This window comes from Granulicella arctica (genome assembly GCF_025685605.1).
In the GTDB taxonomy this organism is placed as follows: Bacteria; Acidobacteriota; Terriglobia; order Terriglobales; family Acidobacteriaceae; genus Edaphobacter; species Edaphobacter arcticus.
In genome coordinates this window covers 112,233-129,150 of the sequence record NZ_JAGTUT010000002.1, presented here as the reverse complement: position 1 = coordinate 129,150, position 16,918 = coordinate 112,233, and the positions used below count along the sequence as shown (strand labels likewise).

15 protein-coding genes are annotated in these 16,918 nt (G+C 60.5%); 6 read left to right on the top strand and 9 right to left on the bottom strand.

Going from position 1 to position 16,918, the window contains the following annotated elements; genetic code table 11:
- Positions 1–6 precede the first annotated feature (6 nt).
- Positions 7–447 (bottom strand): ATP-binding protein, encoded by a 441-nt coding sequence (locus OHL20_RS20490; RefSeq protein WP_263385162.1) that lies wholly within the window; start codon positions 445–447, stop codon positions 7–9.
- Between the two features lie 544 nt (positions 448–991).
- Positions 992–3,058: a TolB-like translocation protein gene (locus tag OHL20_RS20485; RefSeq protein ID WP_263385161.1), complete on the bottom strand. Its 2,067-nt coding sequence runs from the start codon at positions 3,056–3,058 to the stop codon at positions 992–994.
- A gap of 206 nt (positions 3,059–3,264) precedes the next feature.
- Here OHL20_RS20485 and OHL20_RS20480 point away from each other — a divergent pair, with 206 nt between their 5' ends.
- Together OHL20_RS20480 and OHL20_RS20475 are read left to right on the top strand one after the other, a co-directional pair.
- Entirely contained in the window at positions 3,265–3,891 is a 627-nt protein-coding gene (locus tag OHL20_RS20480; RefSeq protein ID WP_263385160.1) for a hypothetical protein, read from the top strand.
- Positions 3,892–4,056: 165 nt separating this feature from the next.
- On the top strand, positions 4,057–4,467 hold the full coding sequence (locus OHL20_RS20475; protein ID WP_263385159.1) for a DUF1801 domain-containing protein: 411 nt from the start codon (positions 4,057–4,059) through the stop codon (positions 4,465–4,467).
- Positions 4,468–4,493: 26 nt separating this feature from the next.
- Here the strand turns inward: OHL20_RS20475 and OHL20_RS20470 are convergent, their stop codons facing one another.
- The 3 genes from OHL20_RS20470 to OHL20_RS20460 are packed head-to-tail and all read right to left on the bottom strand — an operon-like array spanning position 4,494 to position 9,712.
- Positions 4,494–4,994 (bottom strand): hypothetical protein, encoded by a 501-nt coding sequence (locus OHL20_RS20470; RefSeq protein ID WP_263385158.1) that lies wholly within the window; start codon positions 4,992–4,994, stop codon positions 4,494–4,496.
- Positions 4,995–5,041: 47 nt separating this feature from the next.
- Positions 5,042–7,498 carry an ABC transporter permease gene (locus OHL20_RS20465; RefSeq protein ID WP_263385157.1) on the bottom strand — a complete coding sequence of 819 codons (2,457 nt, stop codon included), beginning with the start codon at positions 7,496–7,498 and terminating at the stop codon, positions 5,042–5,044.
- Positions 7,499–7,558: 60 nt separating this feature from the next.
- Positions 7,559–9,712 carry a TonB-dependent receptor plug domain-containing protein gene (locus tag OHL20_RS20460; RefSeq protein ID WP_263385156.1) on the bottom strand — a complete coding sequence of 718 codons (2,154 nt, stop codon included), beginning with the start codon at positions 9,710–9,712 and terminating at the stop codon, positions 7,559–7,561.
- A 333-nt stretch (positions 9,713–10,045) separates the two neighbouring features.
- On the opposite strand from OHL20_RS20460, the gene OHL20_RS20455 reads away from it, so the two are divergent.
- Genes OHL20_RS20455 through OHL20_RS20445 form a run of 3 tightly spaced genes read left to right on the top strand, consistent with a single transcriptional unit; the run spans position 10,046 to position 13,673 of the window.
- A complete protein-coding gene (locus tag OHL20_RS20455; protein WP_263385155.1) occupies positions 10,046–11,359 on the top strand; it encodes a magnesium transporter MgtE N-terminal domain-containing protein in 1,314 nt (437 codons plus the stop codon).
- Complete coding sequence (locus OHL20_RS20450) at positions 11,359–12,423, top strand: CgeB family protein (RefSeq protein WP_263385154.1); 1,065 nt, start codon at positions 11,359–11,361, stop codon at positions 12,421–12,423. Before OHL20_RS20455 ends, OHL20_RS20450 begins: the two co-directional genes overlap by 1 nt.
- Positions 12,420–13,673, top strand: a complete 1,254-nt coding sequence (locus OHL20_RS20445) for an Nramp family divalent metal transporter (protein ID WP_263385153.1) — start codon at positions 12,420–12,422, stop codon at positions 13,671–13,673. Before OHL20_RS20450 ends, OHL20_RS20445 begins: the two co-directional genes overlap by 4 nt.
- Before the next feature lie 100 nt (positions 13,674–13,773).
- On the opposite strand, the gene OHL20_RS20440 is transcribed toward OHL20_RS20445, so the two are convergent.
- The gene (locus OHL20_RS20440; RefSeq protein WP_263385152.1) at positions 13,774–14,247 is read right to left on the bottom strand and encodes a (deoxy)nucleoside triphosphate pyrophosphohydrolase; all 474 of its coding nucleotides are present in this window, start codon (positions 14,245–14,247) and stop codon (positions 13,774–13,776) included.
- Between the two features lie 60 nt (positions 14,248–14,307).
- Positions 14,308–15,030 carry an HAD family hydrolase gene (locus tag OHL20_RS20435; RefSeq protein ID WP_263385151.1) on the bottom strand — a complete coding sequence of 241 codons (723 nt, stop codon included), beginning with the start codon at positions 15,028–15,030 and terminating at the stop codon, positions 14,308–14,310.
- An 84-nt stretch (positions 15,031–15,114) separates the two neighbouring features.
- On the opposite strand from OHL20_RS20435, the gene OHL20_RS20430 reads away from it, so the two are divergent.
- Entirely contained in the window at positions 15,115–15,624 is a 510-nt protein-coding gene (locus OHL20_RS20430) for a pyridoxamine 5'-phosphate oxidase family protein (RefSeq protein WP_263385150.1), read from the top strand.
- A gap of 39 nt (positions 15,625–15,663) precedes the next feature.
- Here the strand turns inward: OHL20_RS20430 and lolA are convergent, their stop codons facing one another.
- Both lolA and OHL20_RS20420 read right to left on the bottom strand, forming a co-directional pair.
- Positions 15,664–16,335 (bottom strand): outer membrane lipoprotein chaperone LolA, encoded by a 672-nt coding sequence (gene lolA / locus OHL20_RS20425; RefSeq protein ID WP_263385149.1) that lies wholly within the window; start codon positions 16,333–16,335, stop codon positions 15,664–15,666.
- Between the two features lie 42 nt (positions 16,336–16,377).
- Entirely contained in the window at positions 16,378–16,899 is a 522-nt protein-coding gene (locus tag OHL20_RS20420; protein ID WP_263385148.1) for a type II secretion system protein, read from the bottom strand.
- Between the last annotated feature and the right edge of the window lie 19 nt (positions 16,900–16,918).

Genomic DNA, 16,918 nt, shown 5'->3' with positions numbered 1-16,918 from the left:
GTCTCCTTAGGTCCCCGACTGCGCGGGTGTTCGATGTTTGATCAGGGTGAGTTCTGTGCCGGGGTGTAGCTGGCGAAAGTTTACCTCATCCATGAAGGCGCGGATGAGAAAGATGCCGCGACCGGAGCCACGGAGGATGTTTTCCGGCGCGAGAGGATCGGGGATGGTGTCTGGATCGAGGCCGGGGCCCTGATCGGCGATGTGGATGATGATGGACGCGTCGGTGGCTTCAAAGACTGCCGTGATCTGCTTCTCACGATCGTAGTTGTTGCCGTGGACGACGGCGTTGACGGCGGCCTCGCGAACGGCCATGGCGATATTGGGAACGGCATCCTCATCGAAACCGAAGCGCGCGGCGTAGTCTTCGGCTGTCTGCTCGACCTTGTTGACGCTGTCGAGTGTTGACTCGAGGGTGAGGCTCACGCGGCTGGTGATCGAATCTGCCAAATCGGGCCTCGGTGTTGCGTCTTGCGTTTACTGCGTTTCGGGAGCTTGAACCGATGGCAGCGGTCTTCGCAGTTTGCTTGCTCCGACTTGGAATGTCAAGGAACGCGTGCGATGGACGCCGTTTGCGGCGGTTCGATGAGCTGAAAGTGTCGCTCACTCCCACCCTTTGCGATGAGGCACCCGGACAATCTCGTCTAACCTCCCTCGCGTCGACTTGAGTGAAGATTTTTTGTTTTCGGGGTGGACCTTAAGTGTCCTGTTTGCCGGTCCTTAGGTCCAAGTGTCAAGCCAAAGTATTGATTGCAAAGAGGGTGTAGGTAAAGTACTCATTCTAAAGAGCGATGGACTGGATAAGCCGCAAGAGGCCAGCCCTTGATCGCGGATTATCTCTTATCTCTAGTATATGAGATTGTGTGGAACTAACCGGCCAACTTTATTTACTTACTTCGATGATGAAGTCATTGATTCAAAGGTAGTTGCGCGGCGACGCACTAAGGTAGGGCTTGACAGTTCTTTTGGAAGGTAAGGGCGAACCGGCCTTAGGCTATGGCGCGGGTAGATCGAGGAGCACTACGCTGGACCGATCCTGCACCCGTTCCAGGACGATCTGGCGGCCGTCGGCGGAGACGTCGAAGTCGCTGACGTCGAACTCCGGCGGAAGCTTTGTCATTTGACGCTCGATACCGGTATCCAAATCTTTGAGCCAAAGATCTTTGTGCTGAATGTCTCCTTGCAAAATCACCAGCTTGCGTCCGTTGGCGAGAAAGACGAGGTGTCGACCTCCCCGGGTGAGCGTGAGAGGAGGTGCGGGGTACGGAGTGCCGTTCGCGGTGATCGCCTTTACAGAGAAGGTGGTGCCGATGTCCGGTCCGGAATAGAAGGCAATACGGCCATCGGACGACCAGGTTGGATCTACCGAGTACTCCGCGACAAAGGAAGTCGGGGAGTGAGCGTCGGTCGGAATGCGGAAGAGATGTGAGATGCCGTGATCACTAACCGCCATGGTGATCGACCGGCCATCCGGTGCCCATGCCGGCGCGCCTTGCAGATCAAGGGAATCGACTACGATCCGCGCATTCGCTCCATCCGCATCCATGATGTACAAGAGCGTTTGCCCGCGCTGTCTGGCCGAGAATGCGATATGCCGTCCATCTGAAGAAATTGCAGGGCCACCAAAGATGCGGGCACCCTCGCCGCGCCATAGTTCCGTCGTCGCCCCGTTGCGGAGCTTCAGGATGCTCTCGCCGGTGCCGGTTGCGGAAACATACAGGAGATAATCCGGACCAAGCCTCGGGGAGAACCCGCTGGTGGTCGACAGCGGAATTGGTACTACGACCGAATCACTGGTGGCTGAGCCGTCGAGTTGCAACCGCCAGAGCGTCCTTTTTGGAGTAGCGAGCGTAGCGACGAGGCGGTGACCGTCGGCGCTGGCCGCCAAGGATGTGTATCGGTCGAAGCCAGGGTTGAGACGGTGCGGGATGCGGTGTGCCGGGTCGATGCTGTAAAGCCAGGGGCCAGAACCGTCAGCGTCGCTGGCGAGATACATCAACGTACGTTGATTGAGAAAGACTGGATGACTGACGTGGGAGTTGTGCGTTGTGATTCGCTCAGGCGCGCCGCCCTCCGGGCGAATTCGCCAGAGGTCCAGTTTGTCGGGAAGTAAGCCCTGAACAACGTAAAGATACGTCTCGTCCGGTGCCCACAAGGGGAAGTGGCTGTGAAGTCCGGCAGGCGCTGTGAAGATGGGACGACTGGCCGGTCGCACAATGCCGTCTGTTACGAACAGCGGATCGCCTGGCCCGGAGGTATGGTAGGCGAGGCGCGAGCCGTTGTGCGACCAGTCGAATTCGGCTACGCCATCGAGGTACGGTCTGGGCTCCCCGCCCAGCGTGGGCACTGCCCAGATGTCGATGTTTCCACCGTTCGAACTGTCTGGCCTACGAACCCAGAAGGTGACGAGCGAACCATCGGGCGAGAACTCCGGGGTGCGGATCAATGGATTGATGAGCCCGGGGATCTTGCCGTGGGTGAGGTTATGGAACTCCCCGGAACCGACCTGCGTCACCCAGACATCCATCTGGCCGGTGCGGTCGGAGAGAAAGGCCACGAACTGCCCGTCCCGGGAGAGTGTAGCGGCCTGCTCCAGGCCATCGAAGTCCGTGATCGCCTCAAAGTGTGCGCCGGCGATGGGATTACGCCAGAAGTACTCAACGTGCTCGAGCCAGAAGATGGCGACGAGTGCGAGGACAACTGCTATTGCCGCTGCGAGCAGGATGAGTCGCCCTCGGGGGCGAACGTAGTACGTCGGCGGCGGTGCCACGGATAGAGGAGGGTCTGCTGGTTCGGAAGCATCTGCGGTGGCTTCGGCTGAGACTTCCTGCAGCGCCCCAGAGTTCCGGCTGCGCGCCCATGCGTCCAACCCTTTCCTAGAGGCATAGACGGAGCCCATGCTGTCATGCAGGTGCCGGTGGACGGGCATACCCTCCCGCTTCTCCCAGCGCTGGACGGTAGTGACGTCGCGCTTGAGATAGGCGGCGATTTCCTTCCAGGAGTCCAGCCGATCTACCAGTTGCTGGTCTTCGGACAGTGTCCCAATGGATGGCTTGCCCACCTTGCTCTCCTGGCTGGATCAGTTTTGCGATGAACCCGGGGAACCCAAATTGTAGCCGTAACAGTCTTCGTTGGCACGGCAAAGTACGGCATTGAGCGGTAAGTCGAGGAATTGGCGTCATTCCGCCTATTGCCGCTTGAGGACACGCCGCGGGTGCTCCATTGTGGCCCTGCGTCACAAACCAATCTGGACTGGAGTTTCTTATTATGATAAGCAACACTCAGACGATAGCGAAACGTGTGTTTTCGCTTATTTTGCTGGTCTCTGCAACCTGTGGTTCTGCGCAGGAGCGTAAAGCAGCGCACCTTAGTGGCCTCATCAACGACTACTCGCCCTTGAGCGACAGCGTGAAAGGCAGCCCATGGGAGATGCATGGGCAGTGGACGATGGACCTCCATCCGCGTTGGGAGACGGCTGACTTCCTGGCGGATATGACGATGTCGGGCTACGGGAGGAACACGGCGGGTGCCGTCGATCCGACGCAGCCGCTGGTAAATCCTCATACGCATCACATCCGGTTGACGAACGCGAAGATCACCTGGAACATGATCGGCTGCCCAGCCTATCTTCCTCCTGCCACGACGATGGGCTTTCAGCTGAACGGAACGGTCAGCCTGTTGACCGGGAACGGAAGCATTGCTCCTTTCGAGACGGACCCGCCGTCGTCGACGCTGCAGGTGTGTGTGACGGGAGGGAGCGAGATTCCGTACTCCATGACGAATTCGAACATTACGCTGGTGTTTGGCGGGCTGGCGACGACGCATTTTGGACCGCAGGCTCTCCACGGCGTGGTGCGGAAGCCCGCGGAGGACAAATTCGAAGGATTTCAGTAGCTCCGTTGCAACCGGGTTGGGACGGATGGGGTGTGTTCACCAATTCGCTATCCGTCCCCGATTTGTTCACAGGTGTTCGGCGGTAATGCCGACACGTTTGATGAGCTTTCAAGTTGCAGCTTAAGCTGATCGTCGCTACATTGGTTTCGAACGCTGGAGCGACTTATGAAGGCTGCTATTGCTGCGGAATCTGCCTCTGCATTGATTGACGGGAGGATCAAGGAGCTTGGTGACTGGCGTGGGGCTACGCTCGCCGAGGTGCGGCGAGTGATCCACGAGGCCGACGCGGAGATTGTGGAAGAGTGGAAGTGGCGGGGCGTTCCGGTCTGGTCTGATGGCGGAATCGTGTGCACGGGTGAGACGTATAAGAGCGTGGTCAAGCTGACCTTCGCCAATGGGGCGGCGTTGGCTGACCCTTCAGGTCTGTTCAATTCCAGCCTCGACGGAAACGTCAGGCGCGCTATCGATATTCATGAAGGCGAGGCGATCGACCACTCCGCGTTGAAGGCATTGATTGGTGCAGCGGTGGCACACAACCGTGGCAAGGGCCGGCGGAAGGCCGCAGCGAAGACATAGTAAGTGTGGGCGTCAGGATCTGACTGCTATGTATCCTGCATGGTCTCTTCGGCTGCCTTATGTGCCGCAGCGAGGACGGCAGGGTAGGTGTACGGGGACCACTTCAACACATATCCGTTGCCGAGTTCGGTGGTGAACTTGAACTTGTAGGCGTCTGGATGTTCGGAGCCCGTGGATTGCTGATGCTCCCCCATCCTGTGGCGGTGCATCACCCATGCGCCGTGCATGTTCTTGAGGATGTGGTACATGAAGTAGACGGATGCGTGAGCCTTCCCTGAGGTGTCGTCCGGCATGAACTGTACGTAGCCGTAGGTTGCGTCCTGACCCTGGCAGGAGCCCTTGGTTTCTATCCCTGGGATGGTGTTCATCAGCTTGATGAGGTCGAGGACACCCTCGTCGATCTCTACGAATTGGCCTGAAGGCAGCTTCAGCGTGACGGATGGGTGGCCGAAGGAGACATAGCCATCTTTCACCGTGCTGGCCTGCTTGTTTTGGGACTGCGCGCTCATCTTTAGATCGTCGCTCATGGGACAGGGCTTCTACAAGTGAGAGGCCATCGTTCGTCGAACTGTGATTATTCGGTACGCAGGGCTTCTATGGGGTTGATCTGGATGGCGCGGCGCGCGGTGAGCAGACCGGCGATGGCGGCGACGAGCAGGAGGATGATTGAGACGCCGGTGAGGACAGACCAACTGCGCATGCTGCTTTGCGTCCATCGAGATGCGAACTGGCTAAGACCTACGCTGAGCAGGATGCCGATCGCTAGACCCGTAGTGGTGGTGAACATGGCGGGCCGAAGAATGGTGTGAAGGATGTTGGCGCGGCTCGCACCGAGTGCGGAGCGGATTCCGATCTCGTGGGTGCGCTGCTCGACGCGGAAGGCGATGACGCTGACGAGACCGATGGCTGCGAGCGAGAGGGCAACCAGGGCGAAGAGCGAGAAGAGGCTTGAGATGAAGCGCTCGCGGGCCCAGATGAACTCGCCGAGAAAGTCCTGAAAGACGTAAGACTGGCGGATGGACTGGCTGGCATCGAGGGTGCCGATCGCTTTGCTGATCGGGCGAATCATGGCCTGGGGGTCTGTCGAGGTGCGCACCAGGATGCCGGTGCCCGTGTGTTTGAGGACGCTTGAGGGGAGATATACCTCGGGTTGGATCGGGCGATGGAGACCGTCGTTGCGCAGGTCTTCAGCGACGCCGATGACCTGGTAGGGAGCTTGTCGCGAGGCTGCTGCGGGTGCTACGCCGGTGGTGGGTGCGGCCGGACTGGCGGCCTCGGCCTGGGCGAGCTCCTGCGGACTGATCAAGCGGCCGAGGACGCCACCGGTGGCAAGGTAGCGCTGGGCAAAGAGGCTGCTGACGACGGCGACGTGTGCGCCGCGAAGGACCTCGGCACGGGTAATGGATCGGCCCTGGAGGAGGGGAATCTTCAGGACGGAGAAGTAGTCCGCGCCGTTGAGGGAGACGACGGCACGGGTGCTGCCGCCGGAGGGGCCGCCGGTGATGTCGACCTGCTGAATCCAGCCATCGGTCGGGGGAAAGCCGGTAACGGCGCTGGCGGCGCTGAGGACACCGGGAAGACTGTCGATCTTGTCGATCATGGCGTCCTCGTAGTTGATGCGGTCCTGAGGAGCATCGTGGCCGTGCTCGGGAAAGGCCATGAAGAGGAGGAGGACGTTGTGGGGGTCGAAGCCGAGACGGGCACGGTAGGCCTCAAGAAACTGACGCATCGCCGCACCTGAGGCCGCAAGGAGCAGGACGGTGAGCGCGATCTGGAGGATGATGAGCGCGCCCTGGGTGCGCGAACCGGAGTTGGTGACGGTCCGGCTGCCGGTGGCCTGCATGGTTTCGGCGACCTTCGTCTTCGAGAGCTGGAGCGTGGGGGAGAGGCCGGCGAGGATGCCGACCGCGACCGAGACGAGGGTGCTGAAGAGCAGCACGGGCAGGTTGAGGGCGATGACGACCTCGTGCGGTATGGAGTACTGAGGAATCAGTACGGTGATCAGGCGAATGGCGGCGAAGGCGATCGCCATGCCGAGAACGCCTCCCGCGACCGAGAGGAGTACGGCTTCGGTAAGCAATTGGCGGATGATGCGGATGCGGGGAGCGCCGAGGGCTGTCCGCATGGCAAGTTCGTACTGCCGAGCTGAGCCGCGGGCGAGCAAAAGGATGGAGACGTTGCTGCAGCCGATAAGAAGCAGGGACAGGACGGCGGCAAAGAGGGTGAGGAGGGTTCCCTTGAACTCACCAAGGAGATTATCGTTAAGGGTTTCAACGGTGACCCGGTACGGCCCGCGCTGGAGGGTCTGAGGATAGCGGCTGGCGATCTGACGGGTCAGGCTGTCGAGTTCAGCGGTGATGGCGGTCCGGGAGAGGTCGGGCCGGATGCGGAGGACGGTGGGCAGAGAGGTCTTGGGATCGATGCCGCCGGGTAATGGAAGGTAGACATCGGCATCCAGCCAGGTGAAGCGCGGGCCCATGACGCCAAGGACGGTGTAGCGCTGGTGATCGAGCTCGATAGTGCTGCCGACGGCTGAGGGGCTACCGGCGAAGTGGGACTTCCAGAAGAGATAGCTGATGACGGCTACAGGCTGCGGGGCGATGTTGGCAGGGGCATCGGCGTAGGTAAAGATGCGGCCCAACAGCGGTGGCGCATCCAGAAATTGGAGGTAGTTTCCGGTTCCCTCAGCGACGTGGATGGACTCGGGAAAGTCGCCGCCGGTGAGGAGCTTGCTGATCAGGCGGTGCGCCATCACATCCGTCACGGCGTGGGCGTGACGGAGGATCTCAAGGTCGGGGAGGGTGAAGTCCGCGTTGTTCTTGTCGTCGGCCTTGGACTGGGTGACGATGTCGGCGATGTGCGCCGCGTCGCGGTACGGGAAGGGATCAATCAGGACGCCGTAGAGAACGCTATATACAGCAGCGGTAGCACCGATGCCAAGGGCCATGGAGAGGATGGCTGTAGCGGCGTAGATCGGGTGCCGGAGGAGCTGACGCAAGGCGAAGGAGAGATCGTGCAGCAGCGTTCGCATCGGAGACCTCGCGGAATGGCGGAGCCTCTGAAGTCTATAGGAGCAAGGCGTTACCGAGAGTTAGAAGGTGTATTTGACGCCGCCGTCGGGGAAGCGGGGCATCTGGTTTTGCTGGGCTGTGCCTCCGGCGATCGGTTGCCATTGGTAGGCGTAGAAGTTGGCGCGGTTGAGGGCGTTGTCGAGGCCGCCGTGCCAGAGGAGGGTGCCGGTGCGGTATTGTGTGGCTTTTTCGAGGCGTATGTCGAGGCGAGCATAGGGGGTGGAGCGGAGGGCGTTGATCTGGGTGAGGTCGTAGACGTCACGGTTCTGTTGATAGCTTGCGGCGAGGTCGTCGGGAGTGTAGGGGCGGCCTGAGGTTCCGGTGTAGCGGGCGGAGGCGGTGAATCCGCGACCGGCGCGATAGACGGCGGCTACGTTGGCGACGAGGGGCAGGTCGAAGCTGCCGTTGCGGAGGATGCCGTCGAGGCCGGAGAAGCGGCTGCGGGAGTAGGCGATGTTGCCGGTGAGCATGAGGCGGGACGAGGCGCGGAGGTCGAGGGAAAGCTCGGTGCCGGTGGCCTGGCCGAGACCGCGGCTGACCATGGGGAACATGAGGAAGGCCTGCCCGAAGGTGTCGGCGATGTTGGCCATGGAGAGCTGCGGGTAGTCGATCGAGACCGGGTAATCGCGGTAGGTCTTGCGGTAGGCGGCGAGGGTGAGGCGGAGGCGGCTGCGGTCGATGAGCGTGACGGCGGCGGTGTAGTGGCGGGCGCGGATGGGGGCGAGGGCGGCGTTCTGGGGGAAGCTGAGGAGATAGAGGAAGGAGGGGAGCTGTGCGTAATCGGCGACGCCGAGGCTGAAGGAGTGCGTGAGGCCGAGCGGGACGGTGAGCGAGGCCTTGGGGGTGAAGGCGAAGTTGTGGTCGAAGGCCCAGTGGTGGGCGCGGGCGGCGACGGTGAAGCGCGCGTTGGCGGGCAGGGTGAAGGTGACCTGGGCGTAGCTGCCGTCGTCGGCGGTGGCGAAGTTGCGACGGATGTTGGTGGCGCTTGGGATGGTGCTGGTGGCGGTGTAGGGGTTGAAGTTGGACGCGCCTGCGGGCTGGAGAATGCTGTAGTCGATGCGGTGGAGGGTCTCGGTGGCCCCGGCGCTGAGAAGGATGTGGGCGTTAGCTTCGAGGGTGTATTCGGTCTTGAGGGCGGTGTCACCGTCGTGGGTCTGTTCGTTGTAGATGGGGAGGCTGGCTTCGAGCTGGGCGGTCTGGGCAATGGTCTGGACCTGCTCGGAGTTCGAAAGGGTGGTGATGCCGAAGGATTTTGCCGAGAAGAGGTGCTGGTAGTTGAGGCCGGTGGTGTTGCGCCAGCCGCTGTAGTGGATGTCGATGGGGTTGGTCTCGGCGGAGTCGTTGGGGTCGGGATGGATGGCGATGGAGTCGATGCCGGTGAGGGAGAGTCCCCAGAGGCGGTCACCGTTGGCGAGGGTCTGGTCGGCGCGGACGAGGTTGTTGGTGTAGTGCGGGACGCCGTTGAGGCCGATGTCGTTGGTGAGCAGGTTGAGGATGCCCTGGCGGCCGGAGATGAAGAGGTTCCCATTGCCGAGGGGGCGGGAGTCCATGCCACCTACTCCGGCAATGCCGAACTCGGTCATGTGGCGGATGGCGGGGTGGGACTCGTCGGGGATGGTGGAGATTTCAACGACGGCGGAGAGGCGGTCGTCAAACTTGGCGTCGTGGTCGGCGGTGTGGAGGGTCATGGACTGGACGGCGGCGTTGTCGATCATGGAGACGAAGCCGCCGGTGGTGTCGGCGAGGGCGAGGTGGTTGATGGAGTGGATGTCGATGTTGTCGATGACGAAGAGGTTCTCCGAGGGGTTGCCGCCGCGGACGAGGAAGTCGTTGCGCTGATCGGAGTCGGAGATAACGCCGGGGAGAAGCTGAAAGTAGCGGGAGGGATCTTCGAAGGCTCCGGCGGCTGTCTCGATGAGGGTAGAGGTGATCTTGTGGCTGGTGGGGCTGAGGGGTGGAGCGGTGGTCTCGACGAGGATGGTGCTCTGGGTGGTGTAGGGGCGAAGGCGTGGGACGGCTACGACTATTTCCCTGGCTATGGGGAGGATGGAAGCTTTGGTGGTCGAGCTTGCTGGCGTAGCTGCGTCGGAGGTTTTGGTACGGATGATCTCGGCGGCGTTTAAGTTCAAGGTGAAGGCTAGTGAACAGACGAGCAGGACGGAGATCAATCGCATGGTGACGGCCTCAGGTACCGTTACCTGTTCATCGACTTAGTTTGGTGGAGCTTGAGTTGGGTTGGACAAAGGGCACAGCAGATCCCTGCGGGATGACAAACAAAGAGGCAGGGCGACCGCAGGTCCTTCGACTTCGCTCAGGATGACAGTTCTCCTGGTTGATAGAGATAAAGCCAGTGCAGGTGCAGGTTCCCCGCGTGTGTTGTTTGGGGGCCGGTGGGATAGCATGGCAGAGACGGCTTGACGCGAGAGATGACCCCGTTTGGGGCGTGATGTGCCGTCCAAATCTACAGTGCAACTGTGCAGGGTTTTACCGGAGCCGGGGTTGCTGCTATGAGCAAGCATGTCGTGAACAGGACGAGTGTTTCTACGCTGATGGGGACGTCGGTCTTCGATGCCTCGGGCGTTCTGTTCGGGCGTGTGCGGGAGTTTGCGGTGGACTCGGCGGCGGATGTGCACCAGGTGCATGCGCTGGTGGTTCGGCGCGCGGCTGCGAAGTCCGGCGAGGCGCAGGTGATGGTGCGGGTCGCGGAGATCCAGCTTGGCACTGACAGCCGGTTGACGCTTGGGGCGAATGCGATGCCGGTGGAGGTGCCGTTGCCGAGTGACGGTGGGCCGGGTGCCGATACGGACGGCGAAGCGGTCTACCTGCTGCTGGAGCGAGACCTGCTGGATCAGCAGATTATCGACATCAACGGGCACAAGGTGGTGCGGGTCAACGATGTGGACCTAGTGTGGATGCCGGTGTGTGAGGCGCAGCCGGAGCTGATGCTGCGGATCGCGGAGGTTGAGGTCGGCATTCGGGGAGCGCTGCGACGGCTGCTGAAGGGACTGCCAGTGTCGACGGTCGATCGGCTGACGCGGGGATTTGAGCCCCGGGTGATTCCGTGGGAGTTTGTGGACCTGATCGAGCGCGATCCGGCGCGACGGGTGAAGCTGAAGATTGGGCAGGACCGGTTGTCGCGGATGCATCCGTCGGATATCGCGGACATTCTTGAGGAGCTGGCACCGGCGGAGCGGCAGGCACTCTTCAACAGCCTGAACGACGAGGTTGCGGCGGACGCGCTGGAAGAAGTGGACGCGAAGATGCAGCAGTCGTTGATCGAGTCGCTGGACTCGGAGCAGATTGCGGGCATTGTAGAGGAGATGGATCCGGGCGCAGCGGCTGACCTGCTGGCGGAGTTGTCGGAGGAGCGGTCGGACGCGATCCTCGGGGAGATGGACCCTGCGGAGCGGCAGGATGTAGAGGAGTTGCTGGAGTTTGAGAGTGACTCGGCTGCGGGACGAATGACAACGGAGTACATCGCGCTGGGAACCGAGGCTGCGGTCGTGGATGCGATTACGGCGCTGCGGTCGTTCGAGGGCGATACGGACAATGTGCTGGACATCTTCCTGATTGATGAGGAGGGGCGGATTACGGTGGTAGTGCCATTGGTGAAGCTGGTGCTTGCTTCAGGTGGGGATGCGCTGAAGGACCTTTCCGATGGGCACATTGTGAGCTGTGCGGATGATGCTTCGGGCAAGAAGGTAGCGGAGCTATTTGATAAGTACAACCTGCGGTCGCTGCCGGTGGTGGATGATCAGAAGCGGCTGATTGGCGTGATCCACGCTGACCAGGTGATTGCGCTGCTGCGTGGGAAGCACTGATGAAGATTCTTTATGCGGCAGGGCTGTCGCCGAACGACTCATCGCTGCATCGGCTGATGGCACTTGAGCGGCAGGGGCATGTGGTGGTGCCGCTGAACCTGTACAGGTATGACTCTCCGCAGATTTTGGTGCGGAAGATTGAGTTTCGGCTGTCGATGGGTCCGGGCGTGGTGCGGCTGAATCGTGATCTGCTGGCGGCTGCGGAGCGGGAGCAGCCAGATGTCTTATGGGCGGATAAGCTGCTGTGGGTCTGGCCCAAGACGCTCGACAAGCTGCGTGCAATGGGGATTGTGACGGTGAGCTACATGATCGACAATCCGTTTGGACCGCGACGCGATCCGGGATGGCGACTGTACATGAAGGACATCCCGCACTATAACCTGCACGTGGTGCAGCGTGACCGGAACGTTGTGGAGTACAGGGAGCATGGGGCATTGGATGTGATCAAGATCCAGACAGCGTATGAACCTTCGCTGCACTTCGCTCCGCCTGCGGGATGGAGCGATGCGGATCGGGATCGGGAGGTGTCGTTTATCGGGACGCCCTACGATCAGCGGGCGGAGTTTATGACGCGGTTGTGGAAGGAGTTTGGGGTGCCGGTGTCGGTTTCTGGGAATAAAGTTTGGCGGTCGGTGCTGACGGCTGATGCTGCTGCGGCGATCTACCGGAGCGAAGAGCTGTATGGAGACGCGTACCGGCTGGGGATCTGGGGGTCCAAGATCAACCTGAGCTTTATCACGCATTCGAACCTGGATGAGTTTGTGCATAAGAGCTTTGAGATTGCGGGATGTGGTGGCTTCCTGCTGGCGGAGCGGTCTGCTGGACATAGTCAGAGGTTCATTGAGGATGAGGAGGCCGTGTTCTTTTCGGATATCGAGGAGTGCGTGGCGAAGATTCGCCGATACCTGCCGGACGAGGCGGCCAGGACGCGGATCGCTGCGGCGGGGCGAGCGCGTGCGGAGCGAGATGGGTATCACAATGATCACCAGACGGGGTTGGTTGTGGAACGGGTGCGAGCGATTCTGCTCCAGGTACGAGGGGATGCAGGCAAGGTGATGGCTTGACGTTCTGGCGGCAGTGGCGGGTTCGGATCATTCTGTTTCTGGCGGTGCTGGGGCCAGGGTTCATTACGGCAAACGTCGATAACGACTCGGGTGGGATCTATACCTACTCGCAGGCGGGCGCGCAGTACGGGTACACGCTGCTGTGGACGATGATCCCGATTACGCTGGCGCTGATCGTTGTGCAGGAGATGTGCGCGCGGATGGGCGCGGTGACGGGCAAGGGCCTGAGCGACCTGATCCGCGAAGAGTTTGGGCTGCGGATGACGTTCATCGTGCTGGTGCTGCTGGTGATCGTGAACTTCGGCAACGTGGTGACGGAGTTCGCAGGGATTGCCGGGAGCATGTCGCTCTTCCACGTAAGCAAGTACCTGAGTGTGCCGATCTGCGCGTTAATCGTGTGGGCGCTGGTGGTGAAGGGCGACTACAAGAACGTTGAGAAGGTCTTCCTGGCGGCGAGTGTTTTTTATATCGCGTACATCATCGCCGGTGTGCTGAGCGGGCCTGACTGGCACCAGGCGATGCTGGAGACGGTGAAGCTTCCGCCGCGTGGCGTGTGGAAGGACCATGCGTATGTGTATATGACGATCGGTGTGATCGGGACGACGATTACCCCGTGGATGCAGTTTTATCTGCAGTCGTCGATTGTGGAGAAGGGCGTGACGGTGCGGCAGTACAAGGCGTCGCGACTGGACGTGATCGTTGGGTCAATCTTCACGGATGTGGTGGCGTGGTTCATCGTGGTGGCGTGTGCGGCTACGCTGTATACGCATGGGATTCGGAATATTACCGATGCGGCCACAGCAGCGGAGGCGATGATGCCGCTGGCGGGCAAGTATGCGTTCGTACTGTTTGCCGCGGGACTGTTCAACGCTTCGCTGTTTGCAGCTTCGATCCTGCCGCTATCTACGGCGTATGTAGTGTGCGAAGGAATGGGATTTGAGAGCGGGTTGGACAAGGGCTGGAAAGAGGCGCCGTTCTTCTACTGGTTCTATACGCTGCTGATCGCGCTTGGGGCGGCAGTGGTCCTGATCCCCGACTTTCCGATGGTCAAGATTGCGATCCTGTCCCAGGTTTTGAACGGGATTCTGTTGCCGGTGGTCTTGATTTATATGCTGAAGCTCATCAACAAGAAGGAGTTGATGGGGAAGTACACGAACTCGCATTGGTTCAACGCGGTGGCCTGGGCTACGGCGGCGATTGTGATCGGGTTGACGGTGGTTTATGTGTGGAATCTGGTGCTTGGCGGGTAAATGGAAGGCGACCGCGGATGGTCGCGGAAGAACGCGGATATAGAGCAAATGCGTTGGGACGTACTCAATCCGCATATGTCCGTGGCATCCGCGGTGCGTTTTAGAGAAGGCGGCCGTCGGCTAGATCGCGGACGAGGCCAAGGTCGGCGGCTAGAAAGTCGTAGCCGGGGAGGGCGACCAAGGGGGACCAGCGGATGTCGTTGAAGATGCGGTTTTCGGGGATGCCGCGGTATTCGTTGACGACGAAAAACTGAAGGTCGATGGCTCCGCCGTTGCGGTACTTGTGACGGACCTGGGCGACACGGCGGCCTATTGTTGCGTCGATTCCTAACTCTTCGTTGAGTTCGCGGGCGAGCGCCTGTTCGGCTGTCTCGCCGGGTTCGATCTTGCCGCCGGGGAACTCCCACTTGAGGCTCATGGGTTCGTTTGGCTTGCGCTGGCAGATGAGAACTTCGAGGGATTCTGCCGGGCCGGTGGGTGGCTTGCGGAGCATGAGCGCAGCTACGACAAGGCGCAACGGTCGAGTGACCTCTGCGTCGGGGCGGCTTTCGAGCTTGCGAATCGTATCCTTCACCTGCCGGTTAGACGCGCCGCGATCGGCAAAGGCTTCAAAGAACTAGCCTTATGGTCACACTCAGGGGCGAACGGAAGCTGGATAGTACACGGGCCAGCCCTCGGTTATGCTGCGATCAACAAGGGCGGTGGTCGGGTTTACGGGGAACGCACGCCGAGCGATGGCGAGCATGGCGGCATCGTGGACGGAGTTGCCGAAGACGGCGTCGGGTACGGTGATGCCGGCGTTAGCAAGGGAGACGACCTTGCCCTGATCGGTCGGGACGTCGATGAGGGTATTGGTGACGATGCCGTCCACACTCTGGACCCGGGCCGAGAGGACGCGGTTCGAGGGGATGTTGAAGCGACGAACACCTTCTTCGATAACCCAGTCGTTGGTGGAGCTAACGGCCCAGATGTCGGCACCTCGAGCCTGAAGGGAGGCGATGAGTTCCTGCATCTCGGGGAAGATGTTGCGCTCGATGCGGGTGCGGAAGAATTCGGCTGCGGACTGGCGAAGCTCGCTTTCGGCGAGACCTACGTAGACCTGGAGCATTTCACCGCAGATGGCAAGTTCAGAGACTTCACCGCGCTTATAGAGGCGATAGCGGTCGTCGAGCCAGTCGGTGGCGTCGCGGGAGAGGAGGCCGGTCTCGATGGTCCACTTCATAAAGGTCGAACCAGCGTCGCCGGACCAGAGAGTGCCGTCGCAATCGAACACGGCGACGGTGGGGGATAGCTCAAGGACGGAGGCGTGAAACTCGGCGGTGGTAAGGTGCTGGGCGGTACGGAGTGGGGTCGACACGTTAGCTCTACTTTTCTGAATCGGTGCGTTCTTTATTGATTCTACTTGGGCGACGAGCCGCATCCTAATGCGCTGGAGGATGTGATGAGTGACTTCAAAGAATTGAGTGGGCCTGAGGGTCTGGAGAAAATTGGCGAACTGATCAGGGATATTCGGATCACAATGATGGCGACGGTCGCTTCAGATGGGTCGATCGATAGCCGACCGATGGCGACGCAGAAGACGGATAAGTTTGACGGAACGGTGTGGTTCCTGACGAGGCATGACTCAGGCAAGGTGCGTGAGATCGAGGAGGATGCGCATGTGACGCTGGCTTACGCGAATCCTTCGGACTCGGTGTACGTGTCAGCAAAGGGGCGGGCGAAGGTTAGCCAGGATAAGGCCAAGATCCATGAACTCTGGAATCCGATGTACAAGGCGTGGTTCCCAGGTGGGGAGGATGATCCTGCGATTACGGTGCTGCGGGTGGATATTGCCGAAGCTGAGTACTGGGAGGCTTCGTCAAGCAAGCTGATTATGGGTGCGAAGTATCTGGCGGCGGCTGTTACAGGCGGGAAGGTCGACGTTGGGGAGCAAGGAAAGGTCACGGTTTAGCGGGCACCCATGTCCGACGGTTCGGACATGGGGCAACCTCTATATAGGTGGGAGTCCGTCGACTACGGTCACTCCCGAGGGTGGGGTGAAGATGAAGTCGCCATCTTTTACCGGGAGGTTTTCGTGCATGTCAGAGAATGTGAAGGTAGTGGTTGCACCATCTATCTCTTCCAAGCTCATCGAAACGATAAGTCCCTTCGTATCAACGTCTAGCGTAAGAAGCTTCACGCGCTGGCTCATGCCTTTGGGTATCCCTGCAATCTGGTAACCGCCGGGTCCGGGATGGACCGAGATGGTGTCGAGTTCTTTCTTGAGCTGGGTGTGGCCGAGTAGAAAACGTAGCGGGGAGCGCAGGTCATCCAGTTGTTTTGCGGATACGCGCTGGGCCTGTGGGTCGCCGGGCGTGTAGAACCAGCCGTTCTTGCCGTCGAGGATGAAGACTTTGCCGACAGGGGTGGCATAGCTCCAGCGCATGCGACCGGGCTTTTTGAGGAGGAGCGTGCCGGACTCGTTGCGGTCCATACCCATGCCGGTGTAGTGCTCGGAGTAGTGGGCCTGGAGCGAGGCGAGGTGGTTGTAGTGGTCGTCTACCCGCTTGAGGATGGCGTCGTCGGCCTGCCCGAGCGCGGGAAGGCAGGAGAGACAGAGCGCCAGAAGTAAGGTAGGGCGGATGGTGGCTCCTTGATCGAGAGACGAATCAGCGAGACGCACTACGTGGTTGTAGCGCGTCTTGGGATTATTGCTGAGCGAACTTTACTGGATGGGCTGGGTGCAGCTTGTGCCGCCTGCTGGATCGAAGCGGATGGTGTTGTTCTCGTCGGAGCAGAAACCACGGTCGCCGGTTTTTCCGATCGATTGGGGGACGGCAGTGATGGTGTAGGAGGTGTACATGTCCTGATTGTTGACGGTGACCTTGCTGCAACCGACGATGGCAAAGGTGTAGCCTGCTTTCTGGCCGGTGGTGAGGGCAGCGTCGATAAGCTGGGCGGCCTGGGCGGAGGGCGCTCCAGCATTGGGCTGGCCGCCGAGGGTGGCAATGGAGCAGGAGAAGCCATTCGCAGGATAGGCGGAGTTGTACTGGAGCTCGGCCTGGCCGATGGTGCGCACGGACTGGATGGCAGAGGTCTCATTGGCCTGCTTGCGAAGCTTGAGAAGCTGCGGCACGGCGAGCGTCATGAGGATGAGCATGACGGACATCACGATGAGGAGTTCGATCAGGGTAAAACCCGCTTCCGCGAGTGATCGTGTGGCCTTCTGGGTCTTCAGCATCGACATGTTGGTTCGACTTCCGATC